We start from the raw sequence: 19,479 nt of genomic DNA on the forward strand, positions 1-19,479 counted from the left end.
TTCGAGCCCGAATTACTGCTTCGGTCGGGACGTCCCAGTCTTGCTCCACAGGCTCAGCACCGACAGCACCAACCCGAACCCAAAGCCGATATCTTCGATCGGCGCGTACACAATTCGCGGGCCCCAGTGCACCGCCGGATCGTAGCTGACGATGGGCAAGCCGGTGAGGAACCCGTTCATGATCAGTTGAAAGAACAGGATGATCGCGTAGGCAAGCCAGAACCGGCCGCGCAAGGTGAGGCGCTGACGAGTGACGAACGCGTCGAAAAGTACTGCTGCGAGGATCGCAACGATAGCGCCGATCGTGTACGTCATGAGCGCCGCTCGCGTAGCCGATCCAGCGTTGCACTCACCGCTTCGTACCCGAGAATCGCGCACGTGGGTACGACCAAGAAGAACGCGATCTCCTCGAGCGGCAACCCCCACATCTGCGGACCCAGGGTCAAGTCATCGCTGAACGACCACCAACCTCGCTCTGCGACGACGATGTCCCACAGCAGAAACACGATGCCAGGCAGTAACGCCACGCCCAGCCTTCGCGGGTTTCGCAGCACCCGTACCCCTGGCCACGCCTCCAACCATGCTGCCGCCGCGAAGGTCGCCAGCAAGATGACGAGATAGGTCCACTCGCCCATAGTGGCCTACTAGAAGGCCATCGCTTGCGCGCGGCGGGTGACCTCGCGATGCAGGTCGTGATGCAGCGCCCACGCCGGCGTCCCGCCCATCGATTCGTCCTGTTCCAACAGCCAACGCAGGGCTTCATCGTCGGAGAACCCACCGTCACGCAACACACTGATCACGCCGCGCAGATACTTCGAGATCACACCGCCGGGCAGTAGATCAGCCGGGATGCGCTGTGGGTCGTCTCCCCCGCGAGCCAACAGTCCGCCGTCTCGGACCAATTGGCGGACCATTTTTACCTCGATGCCCAATCGTTCTGCGACCTGCGCGTAGGTCAACCATTCACACGAGGGCCAAGTGCTCTTCAGATCGCTCACCCCTCAACCCTGCCACGATCCGATTCCGGCGCGCCACGCACCCGGCGGCTGCCGCCGGAACTGCCATAACACCAGTAAAATAACGCGTCGTGAGTTCGACCACGCCTGATCAGATGGTCGGCGTGCTGCTCGACGGTCGATACCGAGTCGTACGCCGACTCGCCAGCGGTGGCATGTCCCTGGTGTACGTCGGACATGACGAGCGCCTGGACCGACCGGTCGCGATCAAAATCATGAACGCCGACCTCGCTGCCGACCCGCCGTTCCTCGACCGGTTCACTCGCGAAGCGCGCGCCGCGGCGCGCATCCTGCATCCCAACATCGTCACCGTGCACGACCAAGGCACCGATGAGAAGCACTCCGCGGTGTACCTGGTCATGGAACTCGTCAGCGGCGGCACCTTGCGAGACCTACTGCGCGAACGCGGCACGCTATCGCCGGGTGCGGCGCTGGCCGTCATGGAACCGCTGCTGCGCGGCCTGGGCGCCGCACACGCCGAAGGTCTCGTACACCGGGACGTCAAACCGGAAAACATCCTGATCGACCGCAACGGTCGGGTGTTGGTCGCCGACTTCGGTCTAGCCCGAGCCGTGGCCGAAAGCAGCCACACCACCCATTCCGGCAAGACCGGCGCGGTGTTCGGCACCATCGCCTACCTGTCGCCTGAGCAGGTGACTACCGGGCGCGCCGATGCGCGCAGCGACGTGTACGCGGCCGGCATCATGTTGTACGAGATGCTTACCGGCTCGCCGCCGTACGTCGGAGACAACGCGGTGTCCGTTGCGTACCGTCACGTCAACGACGATGTACCTCCTCCATCGGAGTCCGATTCGGACATACCCGGCGAACTCGACGACCTCGTGATTTCCGCGACCACCCGCGATCCCCTGAAGCGTCCCGCTGATGCCCGGCGAATGCTGGAAATGACGCACGCGGCCCGCGATTCGTTGGCACTGAGCGACGTCGACGCACCGACGATAGAACCACCTGCCGCGTTGCAGACATCGGCGACGGGCGGTACCGGCGCGACCGAGTACGTCGGCGCGACGCCAGCCGACGGGAATCCCCCCGATGCCCGCGACACTCGTGACACTCGCGAACAGGGCGATCCGCAGGCCGACGACGACACCGCCGAGGACGCGGGCGATTCCGGCGGCGGCGCGACCGCCCAACAGCCCGCCGCGATCATGACCAGCTCGGACCGACAACAAACCGACGACGAGCATCTGGATGAGGATGACGACGACCCGCCCCGGCATCGACGCCAGCGCCGCTGGGTCGTGCCCGTCATCGTGTTAGTTACGGTGGCGGCGCTGCTGGCCGGTGCCGGCTTCTGGTGGATGCAGTGGGGTCGTTGGACGACGGTCCCAGATTTCTCTACCGCCAGTTCTCAACAGGACCTGTCCGACCTTGCCGGTGAAGCCGGCGTGGACATCCGTCTGGGTGAGTCGGAGTTTTCCGAAACGGTCGCGGAGGGTAGCCCGATCAGCGTCGATCCGGCGGCCGGGACCAAAGTCACCAGGGGCACCGACGTCGACGTCGTGCTCTCCAAGGGCCCCGAGCGGTACGTCGTCAGCGAAGCATTGATCGGACAGGAGTCGACGACGGCGATGTCCAGCATCACCTCGCTGGTGGGCGACCGGATCGAGATTGAGGTCGTCGCCGAGTACGACGAGGACGTCGCGGCCGATGCTGTCGTCGGTTTCAAGCCACCGGCTGGTACTGAGATGAAACCATCCTCGACGTTGCAGGTCATCATCAGCAAAGGCCGAACTCCGGTGCCGTTACCCGACGTCCACGGTGTCTCCGCCGATGAGGCAATGCAGACGCTGACCGAGGCTGGCTTCTCGCCGTCAGTCAGTGACGAGAAGGTGTTCTCGGACGAAGAGATCGACACCGTCGCCAAAACCGAACCGGCGGCCGGTACGAAGGCGCAGCCGGGCGCCGATGTTCAAGTAACTGTCGTGCTCTCCAAGGGCCCCGATCTCGTCGAGGTGCCCAAGGTTATTGGGAGTTCAACCGACTCTGCGACCGCGACGTTGGAGGAGGCAGGCTTTGTCGTCGACATCAGCACGGTATTCACCACGCTAGGACTCGTGGCTGTGCAGTCTCCGGAGGCCGGCACTATGGCCAAGCGCGGCTCGACGGTGACTATTCAGGTGGTCTGATCGATCACAGCGCGATCGGCTGCCCGTGTGGCGTACGTGCCGCCGCGGCATGCCACGCCTCGGTCAGTTTCCTCAGGCTGCCGGCAGCTACCACGTCCCGCTCGACGAGTAGTTCGGACAGCGCGTCGGCCCACCGCTCGTAGTAGTCCGATCCATCGGCTTCGGCGCCGGCGACATGAGCGCCGAGCTTTCGGGCCCATTCACTCCAGGTAAACACTCCACGTTCGTGCAGCGCCACGGTCATCGCGAACACCTGCGCCTGCCATGGGGCATCGAAGACCTGTTCGTCCCCGCGCGGTGGCAGCGGCATCTCGTCACCACAGGCCGCGGCGATGTGCCGCAACGTCGCGGCCGCGCTCTCGGCACTCATCCGGACACCGCCTGCAGGTACGGTTGCCAAGCGTCGATGGAGACCGTCAGGGTCGGATCGCTGCCCTCACCCCAGAGTTCGGTGCCGGCAAAGTCGACAGTGTACAGCCACTCAGGTGTCTTGTCGGGTCGATCACCGAGAGGCACCGCGTTGCGGTCGGGAAAAACGTGTGCGCCCCGAATCGCGGCGATCGTGCCGATTCGACCGCGGGCGTACCGCGGCAAGCGGGTGTGCCCGGTGGGGTTCTCCCGGCGAGTGAGCACACGCTGGCCGACGGCGAATGCCGGTTCGGTATCAGTGGGGCGCTCGTAGCTCGCCCGCGCCGAAAACGCACCTACCAGTTCCTCGGCAGTGCGCGCCGTGAGGTCGGTGCGCTCGAGCAGGTTGAGCGCATCCAGCGAATTCTGCAGCGCCAGGATCCAAATTCGGTAGTAGCTGCTGGTGAGGTACGTCGCCGGCGGCAGCTTCTCGCGTTCATGCCTGCTCTGATCGATATTCCACACCCCGAGCGCACCGATAGCCAGCGTCATCGCCATCGCCCGGCGTTCCCAGTCGTGATGGAACGCCGGCTCATCGGGTTCGGGAACGACCGGGCCGAAATTCTGGCCGCCGCCAAGGTCCTGCGCGCCGTTCATACCCGTCCTCCCGAAACGGGCACCGATACGACCCCGGTGCCGATCATGCTGTCGCGCGTGACCAATTCGGCAAGCTGCTGTTCGGTCATCCCGTCGGTTCCGTCCGGACGCATCGGAATCACCAGATACCGAATCTCCGCGGTCGAGTCCCAAACCTTGATCCGCACCGAATCGTCGAGCGTGACACCGAAGTCGGCCAGCACTCCCCTCGGGTCGATCACGGCGCGTGAGCGGTACGCCGGCGATTTGTACCAGACCGGAGGTAGGCCGAGCACCGGCCAGGGATAGCAGGAGCACAGCGTGCAGACGACCATGTTGTGCTGCTGCGGCGTGTTCTGCACGGCGACCATGTGCTCGCCTTGACGGCCGATGTATCCCAATGACGCGATAGCCTCGTCGGCATCGCGGAGCAGCCACTCACGGTAGGCGTCATCGCTCCACGCCTTGGCCACGACCGCGGCACCGTTGTGCGGACCGACCTCGGTCTCATATCGCTCGATCACGGCGTCCAACGCGCGCGGGTCAATCAGACCCTTCTGGGTCAACAGGGTCTCCAGGGCACGCACCCGCGCATCCATCTCAGACAACTCGCTGTACTCGGGATGATCAAGGTGGTCCATCAGCCCACCATACCGACATTCGCCAGTACCAAGAACGCGTCCGGCACCCTCGTGGGTGCCGGACGCGGTGGAGTGGCTGTGTGCCGACCTAGACGTGCTCGGCTACCTCGCCGCGGTGGTGCTCCTTGTTCTGACCGGTGTAGAACTCGAAGGTCATTCCGCACACCATGCCGAGGATCGCGACGGCGCCGACGACCATGACCCACGGGTACCAGAACGCGACCCCAATACCGAGGATCACGATCACCGCGGCCAGACCGATCGGGTAGTACGACGCGGGCGCGAAGAAGCCTAGGTCCCCGGCGCCCTCGATGATCTCGCCGTCCTCCCGGTCCTCAGGGCGTTCGTCGATCCGGCGGCGGATAAACCAGAAGTAACCGCCGACGAACAGGCAGAGCCCGCCAGAGAGCACCAGCGCGACAGATCCGGCCGGTTCGAAGTCGGTGGCGAGGATGTACCCGATCGCAGCCAGTTCGAGGAAGAGGCCACAGAGCAGGAAGACGACGGATTCAAGCTTCATCGTGCGGTCCCCTTACCAGTTGTTGTTCGCGGTGCGCGACGGATCGAACGGGTGGGTAGAGGTAGCGAGCGGCTCTTCACCGATCGACTCCAGCGCGTCGGCGTTTGACATTCCCGACTCCCGCGCGTCGATGTAGTCCTCGTACTGCTCGGGGGTAACGACGCGAAGTTCGAAGTTCATCTGCGCGTGGTAGACGCCGCACAACTCGGCGCAGCGGCCGACGTATGCACCTTCGGTGCCTTCCTTGATGTCGACGATGAACTCGTTCGAGCCCTCCATCGGCGGATCCTTCAGCGTGCCGTCCTCATTGATGCCGTGCGGCACGACGTCCAACTTGTACAGGAACTCGGGGATCCAGAACGAGTGGATGACGTCCTGCGAGTGCAGGTTGAAGCCGACACTCGACCCCGACGGCAGCACCAGGACAGGGATCTCGTCGGTGGTCCCGACGGTCGAGATCATCGAGTCGGTTTCGGAATCCGTCGTGTCTTCGTACTCGAATTCCCAGTTCCACTTGAACGCGGTCACCGAGATGTTGTGGTCGGGTTCTCGGTCGAGGTCCGTGACGTCGTTCTGCACGACGACGGTGTAGTAGAACATGACGGCCACGGCGACGAACGGGAACGCGGTGTAGGTGACCTCGAGCGGCAGGTTGTACGCCGTCTGACGGGGCAGTTCGTCGTTCTTCTTGCGATGGAACGCGCACGCCCAGAACGTCAGGCCCCACACCAGCACACCGACAGCGAGAGCAGCCACACACGACCACGACCACAGAATGCGCATCTTCTCGGCCTGATCTGTAATTCCGACCGGCCAACCAAACCGCAGATTGTCCTCGATCTCGGCGCGCGAGCAGCCCGCGAGGATGAGCGTGCTGACGAGCGCCAGTGCTGCTGTGCGCCAAGCGCGCTTCTGTCCGATGCGGGGCACGTGGGTCCTCCCTGTACGCGTGACTGACCGCGGGCGTGGCCCGCCGCAAATCAAACGGCTCCAGATGTACGGCCTTAGCGTAGTAGACCGATCCGCCGATGTGTGCTTTGGGTCAGGCCAGCGGTCCCGGCGCGTCACGCGTCACGAGGTGTGCCCCCGGACAGCCCTTCGAATTCGACTATTCATCGTGCTCAGTCAGGTATTCGCGTCCCACCCAGTCGGCGACTCGCGTGCGTAATTCGAGTGCGCTCAGGCCGCGATCCGCAGGCTCGGGAACGGGGGTCAGCAGTCGTTCTATCCCCGCGCTCAGGATGCCGGCCTCCACGCCGCCACCGCTGAGCGAAAGCAAATCGGCCCCTTGCATCAGCGCGAACACCATCGCACCGACGTCGGCGGCTGATAGAGAGTCGTCATCGGCGCGTTCTGAAGCGAGTGCCCCGGAGTACGCGCGAACCGCGTCGTCCATGCGTTCACGCAGTGACTCACGCAAGGAGTCATCGCGCGCGGCGCTGGCGATGAATTCGAGCGTTGCAAGCCCGAATCCCCTTACAGCTGCGGCGATGTCGGCGCTGGTCTGCAGGTCGTGCTCGGTAGGCGGTCGCTGCGAGTCAGCCTCGGCGACGCTGAGGCGAATGTTCTCGTCGAACACGGCCAGGAACAACTCCGCCTTGTTCTGAAAGTTCGAGTACACCGCCCCTTTGGAGTAGCCGGCCTCTCGCGCAATCTGCTCGAGCGTCGCTCCGTGGTAACCGACCTCCGCGAACACGGGGCGCGCGGCGTGCATCAGCGCACGTCGCGTCTGACGCCGACGCTGCGCGCGAGACAACGGTTCGGGGCGCGGCACGGCCGATTCGGAAGAGGCAGACATTCTCCGGATGCTAGTCGAGTACGCACGCCTCCAACGGTCTTGACGTACCAACGGAATCCAAATACCGTTGGTATTTACATACCGATGGTATTTGAAGGCGATATGAACGACATCCTGGACATTCGAGGGCTCAGCCGACGGTTTGGCGACACCCTCGCGAACGACGACATCACGCTGAGTGTGGCCCGCGGGACCGTGCTCGGACTTCTCGGGCACAACGGTGCGGGCAAAACCACGCTCGTCTCCCAGATCGCAGGTCTGCTGCGTCCCCATAGCGGATCTATCCGGGTAGCCGGTATCGACGCCCTCGCCGCCCCGGCGCGAGCTCGACGGCACCTCGCCCTGCAACCACAGGGCCAAGCCCCGATCGACGGACTGACCGTGCGCACCGCTATCGAACTAAGTGCGCGAGTGCGCGGGGCGCCGCCTGCGGCGGCACGCGCCGCGGCCGATCAACTCGGTGAGGAGTTGGACATCACGCAGTGGCTCGATCAGCGCGCGCTACCCGACGGACGCGGAATCTCCGGAGGTATCCGTCGGCTGACCACATTCGCGATGACCATCGCCTCGCCCACGGCATTACTCATCCTCGATGAGCCCAGCAATGACGTAGACGCAGCGCGGCGCAGCCTGCTGTGGGAAGCAGTTCGGCGCCGCGCTGATGCAGGTGCCGCCGTCCTGCTCGTCACGCACAACGTCTCGGAAGCCGAACGGATCGTTGACGACCTGGCTGTACTGCAGGCCGGGCGTCTGGTTGCTCAAGGGTCGCCAATCGCGCTGCGGGGCACCCAGGGGACGGACCTGCGCCTGGACCTCCAGTTCGCACCGCATGCCACCGACGTCGACGTACTCGCCGTCGCGGGGCCCCCGGACGCCGAGGATCATCCGACGCGCCCGTTCGGCTGCCGCCGCACCGTACGCAGTGGACGGCGCATATTGCTGCAGATCGGCGCAGCTGATGCCGCCGCGGCCGTCAGCTGGGCCTGCGATCTGCGCGCGGCAAAAACGATCGACGGATTCTCCCTCGGTCCGGCAACGCTCGAGGAGTCCTATCTCGCACTGACCGCCACGGAACAACACGCTGAGGAGCCGGTATGAGCACGACCACCGCGTCACCAACCCCGCCGGCGGGTTTGGTAGCCACGTACCGCACGATGCTGCGCTGGAATCTGGCCGGTGTCGGCGGAATGCTGCCGCTGATTATTGTGGTGCAGGCGGTCATCGCCGCCGGCATCATCCTCGGATTCGGATTTCTGATACCCGAATCGGACGTCGAAACGGTGCTGCTGCTGTGCACCGGGGCGCCGGTGATCCTGCTGCTGACCGTCGGGTTTGTCATGGTGCCGCAGAGCATCGCCCGATCGCGCGCGGACGGGACCTACGACTACGTGCGTTCCTTGCCGGTGGCTCGAGGACTCATCCTCGCTGCCGACCTCACCGTGTGGCTGCTGGTCGCGCTGCCAGGAGTAGCGGTCGGGGTCCTCACTGCCCTGTGGCGCTACGACCTCACGCTGTCGATCGATTGGCCCCTACTAGTTCTGGCCTGCTTACTGGTCACGATCATGGCCACCGCGGTCGGCAACGCCATAGCGGTCAGCGTCCCACCGCTGATGGCGCAACTGCTGAGCCAGGTGCTCGTGTTCTTCGTCATGCTCTTCTCTCCCATCACCTTCCCACCCGATCGCTTGCCGAATTGGCTCGAGACGCTGCACTCCTACTTGCCGATCCAGTCCAGCGCCGACCTGATCCGGGCGGGCCTGGCATCGACCTCCTTCGACGCTCAGGGGCGCGATCTGATCGTGGTGGCGCTGTGGTGCATAGCCGGACTCGTCCTCACGACCCGTGCCCTGATGCGCCGAAACTGAACCGCTGAGGGTCGGTCGCCCGGAGGGATGTCAGGATTCAGGCGATGAAACATGTGCTCCTCGACTGCGACCCGGGAATCGACGACGCCTTGGCCCTTGCGCTGCTCAGTGGCCGCGACGACGTCGAGATCGTCGCCGTGACCAGCGTTGCGGGAAACGTGCCACTGGAAGTGACGACCACCAACGCACTGCGGCTACTGGATTTCTACGGTCGAAGCGACATTCGGGTGACCGCTGGTGCCGCGCGGCCACTGGCGCGTCCGAACGTATTCGCAAACCATGTGCACGGCGAGGACGGTCTTGGCGGAGCACAGTTGCCGTTCGCTGACGCGCCGGTAGCCGAAGGGTCCGGCGCAGACGCCATCATCGAGCACCTAGCCGCGCGGCCGGGCGAGATCACCCTCCTTGCCACCGGCCCGATGACGAACGTTGCCCTGGCCCTGCAGCGCGAACCGCGCATCGCGACGTGGGCCAAGGAAGTGGTGCTGATGGGCGGAGCGTGGACTCGCGGCAACATCACCCCCGCCGCTGAGTTCAACTTCTATGCCGATCCGGAGGCGGCGGCCGTCGTACTCGAAGCGGAGTGGCGCCCGGTGCTGACCACCTTGGACCTCACCCTTCAGGCGCGGATCGACGCAGCACGAATGGACCGCTGGCGCACGTTTGGGCGCCTATCTGATGCGCTGCTGGGCCCCGCGGTGGCCGGATACTTCGACAGTCGATCGGCATCCGGCACCATCAGCGCGCCTGCCTCGTACGTCTCGTCCGGCACCGGGCCCGCGGTGCACGACGCGGTGGCGGCCGCGTACGTCGTCGCACCCGAGTTGTTCACCTCACTCGAGGCGATGACGCAGGTGGAAACTCAAGGTGAGCTCACCGCGGGGATGAGCGTTATCGACTTCGGCGCAACGCGGCACAACAGTGAGGTGCTGACCGGACTCGACCTGGGTGGGTTCTGGCAAGTGTTGGAGGACTCTTTCGCGACCCTGGCGCGACGTATGCAACAGCGTTGATTGCGACGTCGCGGCCTCCTTGCGAAGTAGGCTTAACGCTCGCCGTGACCCCTGGAGCAAGGAGCTAGCTGTGTGCGGAATTCTCGGCATGTATTGCCCCGGGCACACCGCCTCGAGCAGCACCGCGGCCATGCGCGCCGCGCTACCGCAAATGCACCATCGAGGCCCCGATGACACCCAGGTGTGGCATGACCAGGATGTCGTCCTGGGGTTCGCCAGACTGTCGATCATCGATATCGAGAAATCTGCCCAGCCGCTGTCCTACGACGACGGCCGCTACCAGATCATCTTCAACGGCGAGATCTACAACTACGTCGAATTGCGCGAACAACTCACCGAGGAGTTCGGCGCAGAGTTCGCCACCGATGGTGATACCGAGGCGATCGTTGCGGCGTACAAATACTACGGCGACGCCTGCGTGAGCAAATTGCGTGGCATGTTCGCGTTCGCGATCTGGGACACGCACCAGAAACGGGTGTTCGGCGCCCGCGACTACTTCGGCATCAAACCGCTGTACTACGCCGAAACCGACGGTCGCGTGATATTCGGATCAGAGAAGAAATGCCTACTGGAGTTGCTGGAATCGACTCCTGGCGCCGATCCGCTCCCGGTCGATACTGAAGCGCTGCAGGATTACCTGGTGTTGCAGTATGTTCCGGAGCCGGCGTCGATGCAGACGAAAGTCCGCCGGCTGGAAAGCGGCTGCACGTTCACCATTATCGATGGAAAGCTGAGTATCCAGCGGTACTTCCATCCCACCTTCCCGATTACACCGGTGCCCTCCGATGCCGCTGCCGGGAGCCTGTATGACCGGATCGCCGACAAGATGGACGAATCGGTTCGGATGCATATGCGCGCCGACGTCACCGTCGGTTCGTTCCTCTCCGGCGGGATCGACTCGACCGCGATCGCCGCGCTGGCCAAGCGCTACAACCCGGATCTGCTCACCTTCACGGTTGGGTTCGAACGTGACGGGTTCAGCGAAATCGATGTCGCCGCCGAATCGGCCGAAGCCATCGGCGTCACGCACATTACGCGGCTGGTGACTCCCCAGGAGTTCATGGACGCCGTACCGCTGATTATCTGGTATCTCGACGATCCCGTCGCTGACCCGGCGCTGGTGCCGCTGTGGTTCATCGCGCGCGAAGCCCGCAAACACGTCAAGGTGGTGCTGTCAGGAGAAGGCGCCGACGAGTTGTTCGGCGGATACACCATCTATCGCGAGCCGATATCGCTCAAGGCGTTCGAGCGGGTGCCTCGAGGGCTGAAGAAGGTACTCGCACAGGTATCACGCAAACTCCCCGATGGCATGCGTGGCAAGGATTTGCTGCGCCGTGGATCGATTCCTCTCTCGGAGCGGTACTACGGAAACGCGCGACTGTTCCGTGACGATGAACTCGGCTTCCTGCGGACCCACAACCCGGATCGCAGGATCTCCGACATCACCCGGGACATCTACGCGCGCGCCACTGACCTCGGTCTCGACCCGGTAACGACCATGCAGTACGTTGACCTGTTCACCTGGCTACGCGGCGACATTCTGGTGAAGGCTGACAAGGTGACCATGGCGAACTCGCTGGAGTTGCGCGTCCCGTTCCTGGACAAGGAACTGTTCACTGTTGCAGGTTCGATCCCGGTTGAGCAGAAGGTACCGCGCGAGACCACGAAGTACGCCTTGCGACAGGCACTCAAGCAGATCGTGCCAGCGCACATCTTCAATCGCCGCAAACTCGGCTTCCCGGTGCCGACGCGGCACTGGCTGAAGGATGAGATGTACGACTGGGCCCTCGATATCCTGCGCCGATCCGGGGCCGGTGCCCTCATCGATCTGAAGGCCATCGAACGCATGCTGGCCGAGCATCGAGTCGGACCTCACGACTACAGTCGCAAGATTTGGACCGTGCTGGTGTTCCTGCTGTGGCACGAGATCTTCATCGAAGGCACGCTGAAGCCCGAAGTGCCCGACGTCCACTACCCCGTACGCCTCTAACTCTCGTTTGCAGTCGGGAGCGCACCCCGCGACCGCGACCACCGCTGCCATGACACGTTCCCATGCAGAAAGATCTGCGGATCGCGCGTGACCTCACAATCCAGGGCGGGCGTACCAATCCAGGGCGGGCCTAGCGAGCCGGGCCGGACCTACCGATCCACAGCGGGCTTACCGATCCACAGCGGGCTTATCGATCCGGCGTGGGCCTACCGATCCACAGTGGGGAACGTTCCCCACTCTCGACACACATCCCCGCCGCCGGCGCACATCCCAACCCCGAACGCGCCCAAGCAACCGCCACCTCCCAAGCCGACCTCACGCCCCAGGGCGGACCTACCGATCCACAGCGGGCCTACCGAACCAGAACGGGGAACATTCCCCACTCTCGACACACATCCCCGCCGTCGACGCACTTTTCCTGTTGGGCCATCCTTCGGTGGTCTGGACTGTCGTCTCCGTTGCGACGTACTTCCCACTAGGGACAGGGATTGTTCCACTGCCGGCCGGTGTTATCCACAAGCCGAGCGGTTTTCCACCTACCCGGGAGTCGACCAGACAGATGCGGTGATGTCAGCGATGCTGCGCGCATGCAACTGTCACACCAACTACGCGGCTTGCTGGATGCCCAACGCGACTACGTCACGCGAAGTCAGCTCAACGACTGTGGAATGACCAAAGAAGACACCGACACGCTGCTGCGGGCTGGCCAACTGCGGAAGGTCTGGCGCGGGATCTACGCACGTACAGCCCGACCGGACTCCGATGCCGCACGGAGTCTGGACCGAGCCAGGGCGATCGCGATCACGTACGGCGGTAATGCGTTGGTCAGCCACGAGATCGCGTTGCTGGCTCACGAACTACCGACGTACGCCACCGGGCTCCGGCAGGCAACGCTGGTGCGCCTCACTAGTGGCGATACGGTGCGCACCCGCGACCTACACATACGTCGTACGAGCCGCGCCCTACCGTCAACGTATATCGACGCGGCTCCCGTCGTCACCGAAGCGATCGCGTTCGCGCAGGTCGGCTGTGCACTAGGCACGGACGCCGCAGTGGTCGCCGCGGATGCAATCTTGCATCGCGGTTCATCGTCCGTCGAGGACCTTCACGCGGCGATTCGTACGTTGAGCCCTACACGTGGCATCGCTCGTGCGCGGGTAGCCATCGACTTGCTCGACCAGAACGCTGAGTCACCTGGTGAGTCGCAGTTGCGCCTCCTCGTCCGGGGCGCCGGAATACCGATACAGTCGCAATTCGTCGTTCGTAATGCCGGCGGCAGATTCGTTGCCCGCGTCGATTTCCTCGTCAAGGGCACACGGATTGCCCTGGAGTACGACGGCTACGAGAAATATGACGCCCGTGAGCAAGACCGCGATGAGAGCGCCCAGCGGCTGTATGACGAGAAACTGCGCCAGGAAGCGGTTGCACGTCAGGGATACGTGGTCATCCGCGCGATAGCCGCCGACCTCCGCGACCCAGGCCCGCTGCTGCACCGCCTGCATCGCGTGATCGCCGAACACACAGCACAATGCCGCGTCAGTTAGCCGACCGGACACCGCGACGCACCTACTTCCCGAGTCGACAGCCCAAGTTGACCGGATGCGCGAAGCCCGGTGCGGTGAGGCGGACGCGGGGTTCTGAGGCCATCCCACGGATCGAGCACGGGCTTCGCGATCGGCGGCAGACCTAAGTGCCCAAGGCGAATCTCCTCATCGAGAGTGGGGATCTTTCCCCGCTCACAGACAACTTCCCCGCCCACGAGCCGCTAACCCGCGCCCGACATACCTCCCCACCGACTGCACCCGGCACCCGCCGTACCTCGCTACCGCCCACGCCCGACATACCTCGCCCCGCCCGGCGCCGGCGTACGCCGCCACAGCCAAGTCGCTTCCTCGCTCACGGCCTGCTTTCCCGCTGTCACAGGAGATCGCGCGACTCAGACGTGATAGAAACGGCGAACCGCCGGTCGCCATGACTGGCGACCGGCGGTTCACTACAACAACTCTCGCGTTAGGCGCTGACGCCCTTGGGAGCCTGCTGCTTCATGTAACCGAACATGTAACCGGCCACGCGACGCATCTGAATCTCCTCCGCGCCCTCGGTGATCCGGTAACGACGGTGGTGACGGTAGATGTGCTCGAACGGCTTGTACCGCGAGTACCCCATACCTCCGTGCACCTGCATCGCACGATCGGCAGCCTCACAGCACAGACGGTTCGCGAAGTAGTTACACATCGACACCTTGTCCGACACCGAGAACGCGCCGTACTTGTCCATCGCCCACGCGGTCTTGTGGATCAGCGCGCGCAGCATCTCCGCCTGCGTCTGCAACTCCACCAGTGGGAACTGAATCCCCTGGTTCGTCGACAACGGCTTACCGAACGGCTTACGCTCTTGCGCGTACTTCACCGATTCGTTGATGCAGTACTGAGCAGCTCCCAGACTCGAGGCCGCCTGACGGATCCGGTTCTCGTTGAAGAAGTGCTGCACGACCTGCAGGCCCTTACCTTCGCCACCAAAGATGGCCGAGTTCGGCACCCGAATGTCCTTGAACGACACGTGCGCGTGATCAGTAGGCATGTTGAAGGTCCACAAGAACTCTTCAATCTTGAACCCCGGTGCATCCGTCGGCGTGAGGAAGCAGGTAATACCGTCACCGTCGCCAGCCTTACCGCTGGTCCGCGCGAAGATCAGGTCGTACGCCGCCGAGTGCATCCCGGTGTTCCAGGTCTTCTCACCGTTGATGATCCACTCATCGCCATCACGCACTGCCGTGGTTTCCATGTGCGTGGCATCCGAGCCATGGTTCGGCTCGGTGATACCGAACGCGAATCCACGCTTACCGGTGGCGAGCTTCTCGACCCACTCTTCCTTCTGCTCGTCCGTGCCGTATTCCAGCATCAGCAGCAGACCGACGTTGTTACCGACGATCGCATGCTCGTTCTGCAGATCGCAGTGCAAACCCAGACCCTTGGATGCAAGGTGCTCGCGGATGACCGCCATGCCTAGGTTCGTGCCATCGCGGCCGCCGTACTCCTTCGGGAACGGGTACCGCAGGTGCCCGGCAGCGTCTGCGCGGCGCTTCGCCTCCTGCAGCAACGCCTCCCACTCGGCGTTCGGCAACCCGTCACGATCCCAATCGGTACGGGCGTCCTCACGACGGTGGTCAAAGAACCGGTTGTTGTCATCCTGCTCCTGAAGCGGCTTGATTTCCTTCTCAATGAAGTCATCAAGCACACCCAGGTAATCCTGCAAATCCTGAGGAATGTCGAAATCCATGTATTGCTCCTGTACTCGTGGGTGTCCTACGTGAGCAGCTCGTTGCAGTGAACATTAGTTCAGCAACGAGGCTTGCACCCACCCTAACGCCTGTATGGGCACCTCAGTCAACGGCACACACCGAACCGGCACTCAAGCAAAATTCGCTGAACGTTTGGTCAGACACGACCGGTCTACGTCGCAGAGGACGACGTCTACTGCGGCACAGCCGAGGCTCCCGGCGTGTCGCGACCGGTGTCATGGGACAGTTGGGCGCATGGAATCAGTCGTTATCTGTAACCCCGTTCGTACCGCAATCGGCGGCTTCAAAGGCGTATTCAGCCCGCTGCAAGCGCCGGACCTCGCCACCCAGGCGCTCAAGGGCCTCATGGCCCGCACCGGACTCAAGGAAGGCCAGGTTGACGACGTCATCCTCGGCCAGTGCTACCCCAACGGCGAAAGCCCCGCGATCGGCCGCATCGCCGCACTCGATGCCGGCCTCGGCATCCTCACCGGTGGCTGGCAGCTCGACCGCCGCTGCGGGTCGGGTCTGCAAGCCGTTCTCAACGCCGTCATGCAGGTGGCGACCGGCGTCGACGAGACCATCGTCGCTGGTGGCGCCGAGTCGATGACCAACGCCGAGTTCTACGCGCTCGGGCTACGCCAGGGCGTCAAGGGCGAGCAGGTTCAGCTCGTCGACCGTCTGATGCGCGGCCGCGTCACCGCCGGTGGCCACTCCTTCCCGGTCGAGGGCGGGATGATCGAGACCGCCGAGAATCTGCGCGCCGAATACAAGATCGGCCGCGAAGAGCAGGACCAGCTCGCCTACCACTCCCAGATGAAGGCGGCCAAGGCGATCGCCGACGGCAAGTTCGCCGACGAGATCGTGCCGATCACGCTGCCGGCGACGCGTAAGGATCCCGAGCGGCAGATCGTCGACGATGAGCACCCGCGTCCCGAGACAACCGTCGAAACGCTGGCGAAGTTGCGCCCGATCCGCGGTAAGTCCGACGCCGAGTCGACGGTCACCGCGGGTAATTCCAGCGGCCAGAACGACGCCGCATCCATGTGCGTGGTCACCACTGAGGCGAAGGCGAAAGAACTCGGCTTGACTCCCATGGTCAAGCTCGTGGGCTGGGCACACGCCGGCGTACAGCCCAAGACGATGGGAATTGGTCCGGTCCCCGCAGTCGCGAAACTGTTCGAGCGCACCGGTTTGTCCTGGAAGGACATCGACCTGATCGAACTCAACGAGGCGTTCGCTTCGCAGGCCCTGGCGTGCCTGCGCGAGTGGGACATCCCGCAGGATGACGAGCGCCTGAACGTCAATGGTTCGGGGATCTCCCTGGGTCACCCGGTCGGCGCGACTGGCACCCGCATCCTGACGACGATGGCGTACGAGATGAAGCGTCGCGGTTCGAAGTACGGTCTGGAGACCATGTGCATCGGCGGCGGCCAGGGACTAGCGGCGATCTTCGAGAACGTCAGCGCGTAACCACGCCATACAGTTCTGCGGGGCTGTGCGTAACGCTACTAATCAATTAGCGTTACGCACAGCCCCGCAGTTCGTGTGGGCCGAAACCTATCTAGCTGAAGCTGTCGCCGCAGGCGCAGGAGCCGGTCGCGTTCGGGTTGTCGATCGTGAAGCCCTGCTTCTCAATCGTGTCGACGAAGTCGACGACCGCCCCACCCAGGTACGGCACGCTCATCCGGTCAACGACGACCTCTACGCCGCCGAAGTCCTGGACCGCGTCACCATCAAGCTGACGCTCGTCGAAGAACAACTGGTACCGAAGTCCGGAGCAGCCACCCGGCTGGACGGCGACGCGCAACCGAAGATCGTCGCGCCCCTCCTGCTGCAGCAGCGACTTGACCTTGCTCGCCGCTGCCTCGGACAACTGGATTCCGCTGGTGGCCTCAGTCGTAGCACTCATGTTCTACCTCTATCTGTCTGCCGAGATGGGATTGGCTCAATAGCACAACCCACATTCGCTTCGATCCATTCCCGCGCTGCCATCGTACGCCGTCGTGATCTATCTGACTGCTCACGCGCCGTACTTCATCTGCCTTACCGCACCCAATGCCGCGCCGTACGATAGGCGACATCCTGCAGTACGACGTCCGCAGCTTCCATCGCGCGCTGCTCGCCGACCGCGTCGACCAACGCGTACGTCTCATCGACGCCGTACGCCGACGCTTGCCGTCGCCCGAGTGAACTCCGGCCGGCGAGTACGACGCACGGCCTACCCGCCGAGCGGGCCAAGTCGGCTACGCTGCCGGTGACTTTGCCGCGCACAGATTGCTCGTCGAACGATCCTTCACCGGTGATCACCAGGTCAGCGCTCGCCACCGCGTCAGCGAGGCCGAGCGCCTCCGCGACCACCTCGAACCCGCTGCGACGGCGCGCCCGCAGCGCATACAGCGCCGCCCCCATCCCGCCCGCAGCGCCGGCGCCCGGTAGGTTCGCCAGGCCCGCCGGTGCCGGGCGATCGCGCTGCAGCACCTCGCCCCAGCGGCTCAGCGCCGCATCTAGCACCCGCACGTCCTGCGGTGAGGCGCCCTTCTGCGGACCGAACACCGCTGACGCGCCCTCTGGGCCGGTGAGCGGATTGTCCACATCGGTGGCAGCCACGATCGACGCCGTGCGCAACGCCGGCGTACCGCTTAGATGGTCAACGCCCAGCAGCGGCAGCGCGCCGGGCTGCAGCGCCACACCGTCCTCATCAAACGCGACGACTCCGATGGCGGCGAGCAGCCCAGCACCGCCGTCATTGGTCGCCGACCCACCCAGGCCGACGGTGATGGTGTGCGCACCTGCCTCGACCGCGGCCAGCAGCAGCGCTCCGACGCCGTATGAGGACGCCCACAGCGGCTCCCGACGTTCAGTTGCCTCAAGCCCGGCGGCCTGCGCGGATTCGACGTACGCTGCACCGCCGCTCGCGATCAGCACTTGCCCGCGAACCTGCTCACCGTGCGGGCCAGTGGTGACCACGTCAATCGTCCGGGCGGAAGTCTCGGCCAATCCGGCACGCAGCGATTCGATGAACCCGGGGCCGCCGTCTGACATCGGCAGCGCGATAACCTCCACCTTCGTGCTGATTTCGCCGAGGCGTCGTTGGAGTCCAGCCGTGATCGCCGCACTCGCCTCAGCAGCGGTCAGCGTTTGACCGAAACTGTCGGTCGCGATCACAATCCTCATGCGCCTCACCTGCTGCCCTCACCGATACGTTTGCGAGAATCAGATGTTCCGGACGACGCCGAACCCATCGCCTGTCATCCATTTCCACGTTGCTGATTGGGCTCTATGAAATCACCGCAGGGAAACCTTGTCCGCCAGATGACCTCGGACGACCTCGGGCGCGTGGTCAAGATCGCTCGACGGGCGTACGACGAGGACATCACCGATCTGCCTGATGTTCGCGGTATCGAGCCGTGGGCCGACCCGAAACAACCGGCGGAACCGTTCGCCGATCGCATCACGGCGCATGACTTGGCGGCGCACATTCTGCGCACCGATCCGGACCTGTGTCTCGTCGTTGAGGACGAGGGCAAGATCCGTGGTGCCAGTATGGCGATCAACCGCGAGGGAACCATCGTGATGGCGATGACGGCCGTCCCACCAAAGCACCAAGGCCAGGGCTATGCGACGGCGCTCGCCGCCTATCTGCGCGACCTGCTCGATAATCACATGCGCGCGATGGCGGTCGTGCGGGCTCAGGAGACCATCAATACCGTCTTTCCGTGGAATTTCGACGTTCACCCGGCGATGCGCGCCGAGGGCCTCGTCGACCGTGCCGCGCTCCCGAAATTGAAGTTCGTACGCGAGGGCACCGCCGACGACCTGGAGCTGGCGATCGCGGTCGACCAACGTCTGCGCGGCGCGTCCCGCGGACGTGACCACGAACTGCTGCTGGCCGGGTCGCAGCTGTTCGTCGCCGAGGACGGCAAGAAGGGCCGCGGCTACGCCTACGCTCACCCGGACGGTTCGGCGATGACCGTAGGCGCGACGACGACCGCGATCGCCCGCGAGTTGTTGTTCGCCTGCTTGGCCTCCGGCGACCCGGAGACTCGCGCTACCGTGCGCAACATCACCGGCGAACAGCGGTGGGCCTTCGATGTGGCACGACAGGCAGGGCTCCGACTCACCATCGCCGGTCCGGTCGCCGTGCGAGGTATGTCGCTACCTAATCCGTACCTGCCGCACGACACCCTCGGCTGACCCCGAGTAGACCCACGTATCCTGG

20 protein-coding genes are annotated in these 19,479 nt (G+C 64.2%); 8 read left to right on the plus strand and 12 right to left on the minus strand.

Going from position 1 to position 19,479, the window contains the following annotated elements; all coding sequences use genetic code 11:
• Positions 1 to 12: 12 nt before the first annotated feature.
• The 3 genes from E1H16_RS13420 to E1H16_RS13430 are packed head-to-tail and all read right to left on the minus strand — an operon-like array spanning position 13 to position 998.
• A complete protein-coding gene (locus tag E1H16_RS13420) occupies positions 13 to 315 on the minus strand; it encodes a lycopene cyclase domain-containing protein (protein WP_134324405.1) in 303 nt (100 codons plus the stop codon).
• Positions 312 to 635 (minus strand): lycopene cyclase domain-containing protein, encoded by a 324-nt coding sequence (locus E1H16_RS13425; RefSeq protein WP_134324406.1) that lies wholly within the window; start codon positions 633 to 635, stop codon positions 312 to 314. Before E1H16_RS13425 ends, E1H16_RS13420 begins: the two co-directional genes overlap by 4 nt.
• Before the next feature lie 9 nt (positions 636 to 644).
• Entirely contained in the window at positions 645 to 998 is a 354-nt protein-coding gene (locus tag E1H16_RS13430; RefSeq protein ID WP_134324407.1) for an Rv2175c family DNA-binding protein, read from the minus strand.
• Positions 999 to 1,087: 89 nt separating this feature from the next.
• Between E1H16_RS13430 and E1H16_RS13435 the strand changes: the two genes are divergently transcribed.
• Positions 1,088 to 3,166, plus strand: coding sequence for a Stk1 family PASTA domain-containing Ser/Thr kinase (locus E1H16_RS13435; protein WP_134324408.1), 2,079 nt, complete (start codon positions 1,088 to 1,090; stop codon positions 3,164 to 3,166).
• Between the two features lie 4 nt (positions 3,167 to 3,170).
• On the opposite strand, the gene E1H16_RS13440 is transcribed toward E1H16_RS13435, so the two are convergent.
• The 6 genes from E1H16_RS13440 to E1H16_RS13465 all read right to left on the minus strand — a co-directional run bounded on the left by E1H16_RS13440 (position 3,171) and on the right by E1H16_RS13465 (position 7,109).
• Positions 3,171 to 3,536, minus strand: coding sequence for a nitrile hydratase accessory protein (locus tag E1H16_RS13440; RefSeq protein WP_134324409.1), 366 nt, complete (start codon positions 3,534 to 3,536; stop codon positions 3,171 to 3,173).
• A complete protein-coding gene (gene nthB / locus E1H16_RS13445) occupies positions 3,533 to 4,171 on the minus strand; it encodes a nitrile hydratase subunit beta (protein WP_134324411.1) in 639 nt (212 codons plus the stop codon). Before nthB ends, E1H16_RS13440 begins: the two co-directional genes overlap by 4 nt.
• Positions 4,168 to 4,791, minus strand: a complete 624-nt coding sequence (gene nthA / locus E1H16_RS13450; RefSeq protein ID WP_134324413.1) for a nitrile hydratase subunit alpha — start codon at positions 4,789 to 4,791, stop codon at positions 4,168 to 4,170. The genes nthB and nthA overlap by 4 nt, the downstream gene beginning before the upstream one ends.
• An 88-nt stretch (positions 4,792 to 4,879) precedes the next feature.
• Positions 4,880 to 5,311 (minus strand): cytochrome c oxidase subunit 4, encoded by a 432-nt coding sequence (locus E1H16_RS13455; protein ID WP_134324415.1) that lies wholly within the window; start codon positions 5,309 to 5,311, stop codon positions 4,880 to 4,882.
• A 12-nt stretch (positions 5,312 to 5,323) separates the two neighbouring features.
• Positions 5,324 to 6,241 (minus strand): aa3-type cytochrome oxidase subunit II, encoded by a 918-nt coding sequence (ctaC, locus tag E1H16_RS13460; RefSeq protein WP_243837860.1) that lies wholly within the window; start codon positions 6,239 to 6,241, stop codon positions 5,324 to 5,326.
• A gap of 178 nt (positions 6,242 to 6,419) precedes the next feature.
• A complete protein-coding gene (locus E1H16_RS13465) occupies positions 6,420 to 7,109 on the minus strand; it encodes a TetR/AcrR family transcriptional regulator (protein ID WP_134324417.1) in 690 nt (229 codons plus the stop codon).
• Positions 7,110 to 7,211: 102 nt separating this feature from the next.
• On the opposite strand from E1H16_RS13465, the gene E1H16_RS13470 reads away from it, so the two are divergent.
• From E1H16_RS13470 to E1H16_RS13490, 5 genes are all read left to right on the plus strand, one after another.
• Positions 7,212 to 8,207 carry an ABC transporter ATP-binding protein gene (locus E1H16_RS13470; RefSeq protein ID WP_134324418.1) on the plus strand — a complete coding sequence of 332 codons (996 nt, stop codon included), beginning with the start codon at positions 7,212 to 7,214 and terminating at the stop codon, positions 8,205 to 8,207.
• The gene (locus tag E1H16_RS13475; RefSeq protein ID WP_134324419.1) at positions 8,204 to 8,974 is read left to right on the plus strand and encodes an ABC transporter permease; all 771 of its coding nucleotides are present in this window, start codon (positions 8,204 to 8,206) and stop codon (positions 8,972 to 8,974) included. Before E1H16_RS13470 ends, E1H16_RS13475 begins: the two co-directional genes overlap by 4 nt.
• A 44-nt stretch (positions 8,975 to 9,018) precedes the next feature.
• Positions 9,019 to 9,987: a nucleoside hydrolase gene (locus E1H16_RS13480; RefSeq protein ID WP_134324420.1), complete on the plus strand. Its 969-nt coding sequence runs from the start codon at positions 9,019 to 9,021 to the stop codon at positions 9,985 to 9,987.
• Positions 9,988 to 10,057: 70 nt separating this feature from the next.
• A complete protein-coding gene (gene asnB / locus E1H16_RS13485) occupies positions 10,058 to 11,977 on the plus strand; it encodes an asparagine synthase (glutamine-hydrolyzing) (protein WP_134324421.1) in 1,920 nt (639 codons plus the stop codon).
• Positions 11,978 to 12,564: 587 nt separating this feature from the next.
• Positions 12,565 to 13,521 (plus strand): hypothetical protein, encoded by a 957-nt coding sequence (locus E1H16_RS13490; RefSeq protein ID WP_134324422.1) that lies wholly within the window; start codon positions 12,565 to 12,567, stop codon positions 13,519 to 13,521.
• A 466-nt stretch (positions 13,522 to 13,987) separates the two neighbouring features.
• Here E1H16_RS13490 and E1H16_RS13495 read toward each other — a convergent pair whose 3' ends face one another.
• A complete protein-coding gene (locus E1H16_RS13495; protein ID WP_134324423.1) occupies positions 13,988 to 15,256 on the minus strand; it encodes an acyl-CoA dehydrogenase family protein in 1,269 nt (422 codons plus the stop codon).
• Positions 15,257 to 15,512: 256 nt separating this feature from the next.
• Here E1H16_RS13495 and E1H16_RS13500 point away from each other — a divergent pair, with 256 nt between their 5' ends.
• Positions 15,513 to 16,730, plus strand: coding sequence for an acetyl-CoA C-acetyltransferase (locus E1H16_RS13500; RefSeq protein WP_134324425.1), 1,218 nt, complete (start codon positions 15,513 to 15,515; stop codon positions 16,728 to 16,730).
• 91 nt (positions 16,731 to 16,821) lie between these two features.
• Here the strand turns inward: E1H16_RS13500 and erpA are convergent, their stop codons facing one another.
• Both erpA and E1H16_RS13510 read right to left on the minus strand, forming a co-directional pair.
• On the minus strand, positions 16,822 to 17,169 hold the full coding sequence (gene erpA, locus E1H16_RS13505) for an iron-sulfur cluster insertion protein ErpA (RefSeq protein ID WP_134324426.1): 348 nt from the start codon (positions 17,167 to 17,169) through the stop codon (positions 16,822 to 16,824).
• A gap of 134 nt (positions 17,170 to 17,303) precedes the next feature.
• Positions 17,304 to 18,434: a glycerate kinase family protein gene (locus tag E1H16_RS13510; RefSeq protein ID WP_134324427.1), complete on the minus strand. Its 1,131-nt coding sequence runs from the start codon at positions 18,432 to 18,434 to the stop codon at positions 17,304 to 17,306.
• Positions 18,435 to 18,539: 105 nt separating this feature from the next.
• Here E1H16_RS13510 and E1H16_RS13515 point away from each other — a divergent pair, with 105 nt between their 5' ends.
• Complete coding sequence (locus E1H16_RS13515) at positions 18,540 to 19,454, plus strand: GNAT family N-acetyltransferase (protein WP_134324428.1); 915 nt, start codon at positions 18,540 to 18,542, stop codon at positions 19,452 to 19,454.
• The last annotated feature ends 25 nt before the right edge of the window (positions 19,455 to 19,479 follow it).

The sequence above is a fragment of the Cumulibacter soli genome, assembly GCF_004382795.1.
GTDB classification, from domain to species: Bacteria; Actinomycetota; Actinomycetes; order Mycobacteriales; family Antricoccaceae; genus Cumulibacter; species Cumulibacter soli.